We start from the raw sequence: 11,142 nt of genomic DNA on the forward strand, positions 1-11,142 counted from the left end.
ACCCCCGCCCCTACGTATGGCACAAGACCGCCGACCAGATCCTCAACAGCCTCGCCAGCTACTGCCGACGCATCAACGACTCAGGTCACTAGCAGAAGAGGACACGGTGAGCCCGGGCGGGCGACCCGAAACGCGTGTTCGCCGCGAACTCACGGGCCAAACCCCAAAAGGAGGCCATTGGCCCTCGGGTTCCGGCTGACCAGCCTTCAGTGTCCGTGAACCCGCGGCCCTCTGCGCGACATCCCGTGAGTTCCCCTGAGCCCTGCTCAGCCCTTTCGGGCTCCTTGGAGTGTTCTTTGATCCGGTGACGGCGCTTCAGGATTCTCGAAGAGTTCTCACTTCGTCCGATCGATCTGCGACCGGGACGAAGGCGAGGCGTCAGCCGCAACCGGAGACTGTGGGGCTGCGCCGGCCTCGTTGAGTACCGTGGTGGCTGCTTGAACCGATATAGATATCGAGAGGTCGACGCCATGCCCACCGCCAGGTTCTTCTTCGACGCGGGATCAGGCGCAGTCCTGTGGGCGGCCCCGGAGGACCGGGAGGCGTGGGGGTACCCGGTTGATCTGGACCGACTACCGATCAGTCACGACCTCCGCGACGGCCTGAGCAGGCTGATAGCTCGCTACGATACGTCGTTGAACTGGGATTACCCCCCGGACCCGGGGCCGTGGCGTGAAGCGGAGTGCCACGACTTCAACGAGGCGGTACGCCAAGCGCTCGGCCGCCTTCGCACCGAACTCGGCCCGGCATGGCAGATTCACGACGAGTTCTACGCACTCCACGAAGACCCGGACCTCGACCGCTACCTGGCCGACCCGGCCGGATTTGTTCGCACCTAACCTCGCCAGCGACGCAGTCGTGACGAGTGCGTCGCCAGCGGCGTACGCCAACGACTGGACCCCGGTCGTCGCTGACTTCAGCCCGCTCGGTGTCGACCTGGTGCTGGCCGCCGAGACCGGCCCAGCGAGTTGATAACGAACCCACGGGTTCATCCCCCCGGAATCAGGTCAATCCGCCCTCGGGTTCATGTCGAAGAACCTTCAGTTTCCGCGAACTCGCAGGCTTCGCGGCCCTGTTCTCGTATAGCTACGACCAGGTGGTGTGCAGCTCTGAGTAACGCTCGGGGTTGGGGTCCTGGTGGGCCTTTCAGTGCTAAGCGCCGGCCACGAGGGCATTGACGCGGTTCTCGTACTCGCGGCGAGCCTTGCGCTGTGCCGGGATCGCCGCAGTGCCGTCGAGGGGCTGGCAGCGGGAGAGGAGTTGGCGGTGGACAGCGGGCAGGGTGCTGACGTGCAGGGTGTAGCCCTGGCCGCGTCGTACGGTCACGCCGTGGTCGAGTGCGGCCCGCTCAGCGTCGTCCAGATCGGTGGTGCGGAGTGAGTCGGCGATCTTGCCGGACATGTCGAGGGTGACGGGCAGCTTCGGGGCCGGCGTGCTTTCGTCGGCGGCGACGTGCTCGGGCATGAGGTCGGCGACAGCGGTGCGGACAGCGCCGCGGCTGACACCGTGCTCGCGGGCGAGGCTCGCGATGGACTGGCCGTCCAGATAGGCGGCGCGCACGTCGGCGATCGTTTTCGTATGTCTCTCGACCCGACAACACCAGACCGTTCCGCCGGTGCCGAGCTGCAAGCGGGGGCGGACGTGGCGGACTTCCACCAGCGCGTGAGCTGCCGGGTTTTGTGCGCTGTTTACAACGAGCGCCGTGCTCGCGCGCCCTTGCCGGATCTACCGCACGCGCGCTCACTGAAGCCACAAGGCGTCACCTTCCGGCCACTTTTTTACGTGTGGGCCTATGAACCAGTGCAGTGGCATCAAGAGGAGGCGAAGTCATGGCTGACGAAGGCATGACCACAGCTGTCCCGTGGGTTGTCCTGGTGGATGGTCCGCCGGGGCTTGCGGGTCCCTACCGGCCGCCAGCCGATACCAACGTGGATCCGTCGCGGTTGGCGGTGGCTTATTACGGTCGGCATCAGCATTTCGAGCGCACGGCCGAGATGGCGCCGGTGGAGGGCCGGCCGGTGCCGGTGTTCCGGTGGACCTACAGCACGGCGATCGCCGAGTAGCGGGGGCTGGTCATGTCGGCGTCGAGTGCAGACCCGATCGCCATTGTCGGTATCGGGTGCCGGTTCCCGGGTGGCGTGGAGTCGCCGGGTGGGTTGTGGAGGCTGGTGGCTGCGGGGCGGCAGACGGTGGGCCCGGTGCCTGCGGGCCGGTGGGATGCCGGGCGCCTGGCTGCCGTGCATGATCCGGATGATGCGGTGCGGGCCGGGCGTGGCTGCTTTGTGGCGGGGGACATCTGGGCGTGGGATCCGGTGGCGTTGTCGGTGGCTCCGGCGGAGCAGGGTTGGGTGGATCCGCAGTTCCGGGTGCTGGCGGAGGTGGCCTGGGAGGCGGTGGAGCACGCCGGTATTCCGCTTGCCCGGCTGCGGGGGTCGCGGACGGGTGTGTACGTGGGGACGTATGCGCCGGACAACCTGTTCCGGGAGGCCCGCCCGGTGGAAGATGCCCCGAACAGTCCTTATCTGTTCGGGAATTTCACCGCTGGTGCGGCGGGTCGGGTGGCGTTCGCGATGGACTTGCGCGGGCCGGTCATGGTTGTGAGCACGCACTGTTCGTCGGGGCTGGTGGCGGTGGATGTCGCGTGCGGGGCGCTGACGCTGGGTGAGTGCGATATGGCGCTCGCGGGTGCGGTGCTGCTGATGGTCTCGCCCGAGACGCAGTATTACGAGGCCCCGCTGCTGCTGTCGCGGCGCGGCGCCTGCTACGCCTTCGACGCGCGGGCCGACGGCTACGTGCGCGGTGAGGGCGCGGGGGTTCTGGTTCTCAAGAGGCTGGAGGACGCGCTGCGGGACGGGGACCGGGTGCTGGCGGTGATCCGGGGCAGCGCGGTCAACAACGACGGTCAGTCCAGCCGTCTGACCGCGCCGTCCACCGTGATGCAGCAGCAGCTGTTCAGGGAAGCCGTGAACAAAGCCGGCATCGACCCGGGGGAGGTCGGGCTGGTGGAGGCACACGGCCCCGGCACAGCAGTCGGCGACCCGATCGAGTACACCTCGATCGACGCCGTCTACGGCCAGGGCAAGGGCCGGTGCGCGCTCGGTTCGGTCAAGACCAACATCGGGCACTCGGAACCGGTGTCCGGCATCGCCGGCACCATCAAAGCAGTCGAGTGCCTGCAGCGCGGAATTGTTCCGCCTAACTGCAACTTCGAGCAGTGGAACCCCTCGATCTGGCGCGATGGCACATCCCGGCTGTTCGTGCCGACCGAGATCACACCGTGGCCGGTCAAGGACGGCCCGAGGCTGGCTGCCGTGTGCTCCTACGGAGTCACCGGAACCAACGCTCACATCGTTCTCGAGGCCGCCCCCGTACCCCGGCCTCGCCCTGTGCGGCGGGTGCCGGTGGACCGACAGACCGTTGAGGGACCCTTCCTGCTGCTGGTGTCGGGCAGCTCGCCGCAGTCTCTTGTCCTGGCGGCCTCCCGGCTGGCCGACTGGGCAGAGGGTGAGGGAGCGGGCACCGGTCTGCTGGATGTCGCGCACACCCTCGCGTTGCGCCGTTCGCCTGCGGACCACCGTCTGGGCATCGTCGCCCGCGACCACCGTGAACTTGCGGCGCGGGCCCGCGCTTTCGCCGAGGGCCGGGAGGTTGAGGGGGTGGTATCGGGTGTGCCGGTACTGCATCCTGCGCATCCGGGGCCGGTGTTCGTGTTCACCGGGCAGGGCTCGCAGCGGGCCGGGATGTGCCAGGGCCTGCTGTGCAGTGAGCCGGTGTTCCGTGCCGCGATCGAGGAGATCGAACCCCTGATCGTGCGCGAAGCAGGCTTCTCGGTGCGCGAGTTGATCGCCCGCCCCGAGGAGTTGGTGGGGCTGGCACGGATCCAGCCCACCCTCTTTGCCGTCCAGGTCGCGCTCGCCCGGCTGTGGCGGTCCTGGGGCATCGAACCGGCCGCGGTGATCGGGCAGTCGCTGGGCGAGGTCGCCGCGATGGTCGTGGCGGGCGGGCTGAGCCTGGCGGACGGGGCGAAGGTCATCTGCCGACGCTCAGCGCTGCTGGCCACCATCTCCGGCGGGGCCATGGCCACGGTCATGCTCGGCGCCGACCAGGTACAAGCCGCCCTCGACGAAGCCGGTGCCGACGGGGTGACGCTGGGGGTGCTGACCTCCCCGGGCAGCACCGTGGTCTCCGGCGATGCCGACCAGATCACCGCCCTGGCCGCGCGCTGGGAGGCTGATGGCGTCGTGGTCAGGCTGATCGACGTGGACGTGGCCTCGCATTCCCCTGAGGTCGACCCCATCCTGGACCCACTGCGCACTGCACTGGCCAATCTCCCGCAGGCCCGGCCGGCAATCCCCTTCTACTCCACCGTCACGGCCGATCCGCGTGTCTCGGGGGTACTGGACGGGGAGTACTGGGTGCGCAACCAGCGCGAGACGGTACGTTTCCACGCCGCTGTCTCTGCCGCTCTGGCCGATGGCCATCGGCTGTTCATCGAGTGCACCGCCCATCCTCTGGCGGTCCGTCCTGTCCTGGACACCGCCCGCCACGACGGCATCCACGATGCTGTGGCTCTCGGCAGCCTGAGGCAGGGCACAGGCGATCAGGACGCCTTCCTCACCCACCTCGCCCAGCTGCACGCGGCCGGCTACGACGGCATCGTTTTCTCCACCCACTACGGCCACGGCCGGCTCGCCGATGTGCCCGGCACGGCCTGGCACCGCACCCGTCATGGCGGTGACACCGCCCCTTACCGGCTGGTAGCCCCGGGGCTGGTCGGGGCCACACAGCACCCGTTGCTCGGCGGCTTCGTCCACGACCCGGACCACCCTGAGCGGTTCCTGTGGCAGACCCCGGTCAGTCCTGCCCGGCTGCCCTGGCTGGCCGATCACAAGGTCGCGGACGTACCGGTCCTGCCCGGCACCGGCATGGTGGAGATGATGCTCGCCGCCGCGTCCCAGGCCTTCGGCAGCGGCCGCGTCAGCGCCCACGGCGTGACCATGAAGAGCCCGCTGATCCTGGACCCCGAACCCCTGGTCACCACCCGCCTGATCCGTAACGGCGACAGCGCACACGTCGAAATCCTCTCCCAGACCGAGGACGGCACCACGATGGTCCACGCCCACGGCACCGTGCGCCCTCTGAACGACACCGACAGTGCCCCGACACCCACCACTACCGATGCGGCCGTCCAGGGGTGGCAGGACAGAGATCCGGCTGACCTGTACCGGATCTTCCGCGAACGCCACAACGTCCACCACGGACCGGCCTTCACCGCCATCGAGAACATCAGGATCCACCCCACCAGAGACCGCGCCGCCTCCTGGCTGCGCACCCACGACAGTGCCCGTGTCTCGGCCTGGATGATGGCCCTGCACCCGGCCCTGCACGACGAACTCGTCCAGACCGTCGTATCGGTGTGGCTGGCCCACCGTGCCACCAGCCCCGGCCCCGTCGTCGTCGCCGGCTTCGACGAGGTACGCGTCCACGCCCCCACCGCCCACACCCGCACAGCCCAGGTCGAACTGCACCATGCAGACGACCTGGCCTGCACCGCCTCTGGACAGCTGGCCACCGCCGACGGCACCGTGGTCGCCGAAGTCCTCGGCCTGCGCCTGGCCAACATCACACCCCCCGCCGAACGCTTTACCCAACGCCTCTCCCATCTGACCTGGCAGAGCGAACCCGCCCCCACGGCAGCCGCCCCGCCGGAGCAGGCGAACCAGGCGGGCTGGGCCGTGCTCACGACGGGGAGCGACAGCTGGCCTGCCGAACTCACCCGGGCGATGACACAACGAGGCATCACCTGCCGTCTTCTGCCATATGGCACCGGCTCGCTGACGGCAGTGCTTCCCTCACCGTGCACCGGCGTCGCCCTCGCTGTCGGCTCCGAAGTCACGAGAGGCGATCCAGCCGGTGAGGCCCGTGAGCAGGTCGCCCGCGTCATCACCGTGATCCAGCAACTCACCGCCCTTCACCACCCGCCACGGCTGTGGATCCTCACCGGCCCGCAGGCATCAGCCCAGGAACCCCTGCCCGGGGCCGGACTGCCTGGACTGCTGCGCACCGCCGCCTACGAACATCCCGAACTCGTCCCCAGCAGCATCACCTTCGACGCCGACACCCCCTACGACCGGCTCGTCGACGACCTGCTCAACTCCGGCCAGCCGGTCACCGAACTCGCCTACCACGGCGACCAGCGCCACGTCGCCCGCCTGCGCGCAGGCGCCGACACCCCCGCACCCCTGACCGCCGAACCGGCCAACCCGATACGGCCCGGTGCCGCCTACCTGGTCACCGGCGGCCTGGGCGGTCTCGGCCTGCTGACTGTCACCTGGCTCGCCCAACGCGGCGCCGGCCGTGTGGTCATCAGCAGCCGCTCCGCCCCCAGCACCCAGACACGCGCCACCCTCACCGCCCTGCGCACCGACGGCGCCGACATCCGCGTCGTGCGCGGTGACATCGCCGACCCTCGCACAGCCCAGCGGTGCGTCGCCACCGCCACCAAGGGCCAGGTGATGCTGCGCGGCATCCTGCACGCCGCCGGCGTCGTCGAGGACGCCACCCTCGGCAACCTCCACCCCGACCTGCTGGAGCGGGTCTGGCGCGGCAAAGCCGAAGGAGCCTGTGCTCTGCACCAGGCCACCACCGGCATCGAACTGGACTTCTTCGTCCTCTACTCCTCGATGGCCTCGCTGATCGGCTCACCCGGGCAGGGCGCCTACGCGGCCGCCAACGCCTACCTCGACCACCTTGCCGCCTGGCGCCACACCCAGGGCCTGCCCGCCACCAGCATCCACTGGGGCGCCTGGAGCGACGTCGGACGCGGACAGCACCTCGCCGAACGCGGGCTGATCACCATCACCCCCACCGACGGCATCGACGCACTCCAACGCATCCTCGCCGCCGGGTACCAGCAGGTCGCCTACTCACCGCTCGACCTCGACCAGTGGACCGCCCCCTACCCGGCGTTGTCCGCCTCCACCCTGCTCACACCGCTCCTGACTGTCAATCAGGATTGCGAGGAACGGGCGCTGGTGCGTGAGGAGATCCTGGCCGCCGAGGGGGAAGGAGCACGCCGGGAGCTGCTGGAGTCGTTCATCATCGACTGCATACGCGACCTCCTCGGTGGCACCACCCACCACATCGGACCCCACACCAGCATGGTCATCCTCGGCATGGACTCCCTCGGCGCCGTCCAACTGCAACAACGCATCCAACGAGCCCTCAACACCACCATCAAACCCGGTGTCATCTGGGTCAAACCCACCCCCGCCGGCCTCGCCGACTGGCTCATGGGGCATCTGGGCCTCGGCGCCAACGGGCCCGACAGCAACGAGGAAGAGCAATCCGCGGCTGCCACCGCCCCCGAGACGCCTCAACACCTCACACAGGGGTGATCACATATGCCGCACGATAACGCCTCCCCCGCCCCAGCCCGTCAAACCCAAGACCCCACCGCCGTCCCCGCATCGACGACCCGACGGTGGTGGCGCACACCAATCATGGCCTGGGCTTCACTGGGCGCGTTCTTCGTGGCCTTCCAAGCCTGGGTGTACGGCCGTTGGATCAGCGACGGTGGCCTGCGCTCACTGCCCCCCGGCAGCTATTCGGTGTCCGCCGCGACCAAAGTCACCGTATGGGTATTCCAGGCCGGCATCGTGATCCTCTTCGTGGTGGTGGTCGTGGTCATCGTGCGGCAATGTCGCCGCGCCAGGGCGGTCACCTTCGATGCCACCGTGTTCTTCGGCTGGATCACCGCAACGTGGCTCAATGCCATGGGGGACTACGTTCACACGTGTTGCGCGTTCAACCCCTACGCACTCCATGTGGTGGGCTGGGGACCCTACATTCCCGGCTGGCACAACCCCGGCGTCCAGATCGAGACAGTGATCGCAACCGGCTGGCCCGGCATGGCCATCATGATCACTGCCCCCTGGATCGCCAGGCTTATCATCACACCCATCGCCCGGCGCCTGCCCCTCTGGGCAGCGGCGACCCTCGCGACCCCCCTCATCATCATGGTCGCCGCCGCCGCGATTCTGGTATGGACGCTCCCCGGAGTCCTGGCCTTCCCCGGAGCCACCGGCACCCCAGCACTGTTCGCCGGACACTCCTACCAAGTGTCACTCATCGACGCCACAGCAATCTCCTGCCTGCTGTACATCCCGCAAGCAGTGGCCATGTACCGCGCGAAGACACACCATCAAGAAGCCGCGCCGCTACGCGGAAGCGACCTGCTCCCTGCACGCCTGCGGCCGTGGACACGACTGCTCGCCGGCGCGGGATTCGTCGGCCTCGGCTACCTCATTTACATCATCATCCTGAGCGTCTGCCTGTCCGGAACAGCGCCTCCCGACACTCCCGACTACCTCCGCTACCACCTGTTGGCGCTTGGAGCCGTCTGATGCACGGTCATCGTCGTTCGCACGCGGTCGTGCTCGGTGCCGGGATCGCCGGGCTGCTGTCGGCGCGGGTCCTGGCCGAGCACTACGAGGCCGTCACTCTCGTGGAACGGGACGTACTGCCCGCCGGTCCCGAGCGGCGACGGGGTGTTCCTCAGGCCGCGCACGTGCATGGTCTGCTGCTGCGCGGCCGCCAGGTCATCGAATCCCTGCTGCCGGGAATCACCGACGACCTGATGCAGGCCGGGGCCGTCACCTTCGATTTCGGTACCGACCTGGCGATCCGAAACCCGTACGGATGGCACACGCGCGCCGCATCGGGCCTGGTAGCGGTCAGCGCCTCCCGAGAACTGATCGAATGGGCCATCCGCCGACGCCTCACCGCCCTGCCACAAATCACCATCCTGGACGGCACCACCGCCCACAGCCTGCTCGGCGATGAGCGCACGATCACCGGGGTGCGCATCTGCGATACAGCCAACCGGGAATCCTGCGTGCTTCCAGCGGACCTCGTCGTGGATGCCACCGGCCGGGGATCGCGCTCCGACCGGTGGCTGGCCGAACTCGGATACCCACCCGCGACACGGCACACCATCGAACCGCAACTTCACTACGCCAGCCGCACCTTCCGCACACCGGCCAGCCACATCGGACCGTGGCGCGCCTGCCTCATCCAAGCCTCCCGGCCTGCCCACACGCGCGGCGCGACACTGCTGCCCATCGAGGGCGACCGCTGGCTGATCACCCTCATCGGACTTGGCGCGGACCGCCCCTCGGCACGGGATGAGGACTTCCTGCCGTTCGCCCAAAGCCTCCGCAGCCCGGTGATCGCCGAGGCCATCGCCGCAGCGGAAGCACTGTCCTCGGTCACGGTCAGCCATACCGGTTCCAGCAGCCGCCGACTGTTCCGCCGCCATGATCAGCACCCCGGCAACCTCGTGTGCGCCGGCGACTCGGCCTACACCTTCAACCCACTCTTCGCGCAAGGTATGACCACCGCGGCACTCGCCGCACAGCTTCTAGGCCAATGCCTCGACCGGACACCGAGCCGCATGTCCATCGCCGCCGGCTACCACCATCATCTCCACCGGCTCAACGCAGGCGCCTGGACCATCGCCACCCTCAACGACCTGCGCTACACACAACCTGACGCCGCCAGATCGTCTGCTTTCCACCACTTGATAGGCGGATACCTGGACCACGTCCTGGCAGCGGCGACCCAAGACCCCGTGGTGCACAACGCGTTCCTGCGGGTGTTCACCATGCTGAGCCCGCCATCGTCCCTGATGCAGCCCGCAATCGCTGTTCGCGTCCTCAAACACGGCAAAATCCCCGCTGCCAAGGAGCGGACCCTCATATGACAGCTCGCCCATCGCGGTATCACTGATCGCAGGAGGGGAAGAGCAATGTCCAACCCCACCGAACCTCAACCGACTCGGCCGGAACTCCCGAGGGGTATCTCACCACCGAGGGGCAGCTGCGCTTCTTGGAAGAATTCCTCCCCGTGCGCAACGCGGCCATCGACGCGCACTACCAGAAGCATGAAGGATCGTTGTCGCCGCTGCGACGCAACTGAGAGTTCGCGAGCCGCATCATCAGCTTCTTGGTGCACTCGCCACCTGGCTCTGGCCACGAGCAGTCCGCTACGTCTGGCGAGTGCTTCTGAGCAGGCCGCGGCACATGTGCATCTCCTGTACCCATCGGTGAGTTCGACGGAGGTGCGGGCTCACCTGGCGGGTCTGACGGGAAGGTCGCGCTGGACGATTCGGCGGCGGCATTGTCCGCGCCGTCGAAATCGATGCGTACGCGAGTTCCTCGGAGGCACCACCCACCACATCGGACCCCACACCAGCATGGTCGTCCTCGGCATGGACTCCCTCGGCGCCGTCCAACTGCAACAACGCATCCAACGAGCCCTCAACGGGCCTGTAAATAGAACGGCTCTTCCAAGATTTTCGTAGCTGTTGATCGTGTGAACTGGCCTGTGGTTTACGGGTGTTGGCGGTGGCACGCTGACCGTGTGTGCCATCGAGCTGGAGGACCTGCTGCCGCAGCCGGCCGCGGTGCAGGTCGAGGCGGTTGAGGCCGGCGAGGATCTGGTGCGGATCACGGCACGGACGTGCGCCGGTGTCCCGGCTTCCTGCCCGGGATGCGGGCAGACGTCGGACTGGGAGCACAGCCGGTATGTGCGGCATGTTGCGGACGAGGCCGTCGGTGGCCGCCCGGTGATGGTGGACCTGTCGGTGCGGCGGCTGTACTGCGAGAACCCGCACTGTGCGAAGCAGACGTTCGCTGAGCAGATCGACGGGCTGACGGTGCGCTACCAGCGCCGGACCCCGGCTTTGCAGGCCGTCGTGGAGGCAGTGGCCCGCGCCCTTGCGGGCACGGCCGGCGCCCGTCTGCTTCTACACCTGCACCAGGTGCTCAGCTGGGCCACCCTGCTGGCCTGCCTGTTGCGCATCCCGCTGCCCGAGCGGCCGGTGCCCGAGGTACTGGGGATCGATGAGTTCGCCCTGCTCAAAGGGGCAGCGGTACGCGACCATCCTGATCGATGCCGAGAGCGGGCAGCGCATCGGCGTCCTGCCCGGCCGGAAGATGGAGTCCGTCACCGCGTGGCTGCGCGAGCATCGCGGAGTGGAGACCGTGTGCCGGGACGGAGCCTCGGACTTCGCCCAGGCCATAACCGACGCCGACCCCACCATCACACAGGTGATGGATCGCTGGCATCTGTGGCGCGGCC

At 68.2% G+C, this 11,142-nt stretch carries 8 protein-coding genes and 1 pseudogene; 8 read left to right on the forward strand and 1 reads right to left on the reverse strand.

Annotated elements, in window-relative coordinates:
- Positions 1-470: 470 nt before the first annotated feature.
- Positions 471-839, forward strand: coding sequence for a hypothetical protein (locus ACZ4A5_RS31165; protein WP_467591617.1), 369 nt, complete (start codon positions 471-473; stop codon positions 837-839).
- 313 nt (positions 840-1,152) lie between these two features.
- Here the strand turns inward: ACZ4A5_RS31165 and ACZ4A5_RS31170 are convergent, their stop codons facing one another.
- Positions 1,153-1,560 carry a resolvase gene (locus tag ACZ4A5_RS31170; RefSeq protein ID WP_467591619.1) on the reverse strand — a complete coding sequence of 136 codons (408 nt, stop codon included), beginning with the start codon at positions 1,558-1,560 and terminating at the stop codon, positions 1,153-1,155.
- A 269-nt stretch (positions 1,561-1,829) separates the two neighbouring features.
- Here ACZ4A5_RS31170 and ACZ4A5_RS31175 point away from each other — a divergent pair, with 269 nt between their 5' ends.
- From ACZ4A5_RS31175 to ACZ4A5_RS31205, 7 genes and pseudogenes are all read left to right on the forward strand, one after another.
- The gene (locus tag ACZ4A5_RS31175; RefSeq protein ID WP_467591622.1) at positions 1,830-2,063 is read left to right on the forward strand and encodes a DUF5988 family protein; all 234 of its coding nucleotides are present in this window, start codon (positions 1,830-1,832) and stop codon (positions 2,061-2,063) included.
- Positions 2,064-2,075: 12 nt separating this feature from the next.
- Positions 2,076-7,397, forward strand: coding sequence for a type I polyketide synthase (locus ACZ4A5_RS31180; protein ID WP_467591623.1), 5,322 nt, complete (start codon positions 2,076-2,078; stop codon positions 7,395-7,397).
- Between the two features lie 105 nt (positions 7,398-7,502).
- Complete coding sequence (locus ACZ4A5_RS31185; protein WP_467591625.1) at positions 7,503-8,405, forward strand: spirocyclase AveC family protein; 903 nt, start codon at positions 7,503-7,505, stop codon at positions 8,403-8,405.
- Positions 8,405-9,763: an FAD-dependent oxidoreductase gene (locus ACZ4A5_RS31190; RefSeq protein ID WP_467591628.1), complete on the forward strand. Its 1,359-nt coding sequence runs from the start codon at positions 8,405-8,407 to the stop codon at positions 9,761-9,763. The genes ACZ4A5_RS31185 and ACZ4A5_RS31190 overlap by 1 nt, the downstream gene beginning before the upstream one ends.
- Before the next feature lie 180 nt (positions 9,764-9,943).
- Positions 9,944-10,363, forward strand: a complete 420-nt coding sequence (locus ACZ4A5_RS31195) for an acyl carrier protein (RefSeq protein ID WP_467591631.1) — start codon at positions 9,944-9,946, stop codon at positions 10,361-10,363.
- 138 nt (positions 10,364-10,501) lie between these two features.
- Positions 10,502-10,657 (forward strand): annotated as a pseudogene (locus ACZ4A5_RS31200) (transposase family protein); the annotation flags it as partial.
- A 247-nt stretch (positions 10,658-10,904) separates the two neighbouring features.
- Positions 10,905-11,142 (forward strand): transposase (locus tag ACZ4A5_RS31205; protein WP_467591634.1); only part of this gene is annotated, 238 nt, incomplete at its 3' end.

The sequence above is a fragment of the Streptomyces sp. NPDC025618 genome, assembly GCF_055558795.1.

What these genes read in the sequence shown, in the direction of transcription:
- ACZ4A5_RS31165 (WP_467591617.1), top strand. Translation starts at nt 471, where the DNA reads ATGCCCACCGCCAGGTTCTTCTTCGACGCGGGATCAGGCGCAGTCCTG.
- ACZ4A5_RS31175 (WP_467591622.1), top strand. Translation starts at nt 1,830, where the DNA reads ATGGCTGACGAAGGCATGACCACAGCTGTCCCGTGGGTTGTCCTGGTG.
- ACZ4A5_RS31180 (WP_467591623.1), top strand. Translation starts at nt 2,076, where the DNA reads ATGTCGGCGTCGAGTGCAGACCCGATCGCCATTGTCGGTATCGGGTGC.
- ACZ4A5_RS31185 (WP_467591625.1), top strand. Translation starts at nt 7,503, where the DNA reads ATGGCCTGGGCTTCACTGGGCGCGTTCTTCGTGGCCTTCCAAGCCTGG.
- ACZ4A5_RS31190 (WP_467591628.1), top strand. Translation starts at nt 8,405, where the DNA reads ATGCACGGTCATCGTCGTTCGCACGCGGTCGTGCTCGGTGCCGGGATC.
- ACZ4A5_RS31195 (WP_467591631.1), top strand. Translation starts at nt 9,944, where the DNA reads ATGAAGGATCGTTGTCGCCGCTGCGACGCAACTGAGAGTTCGCGAGCC.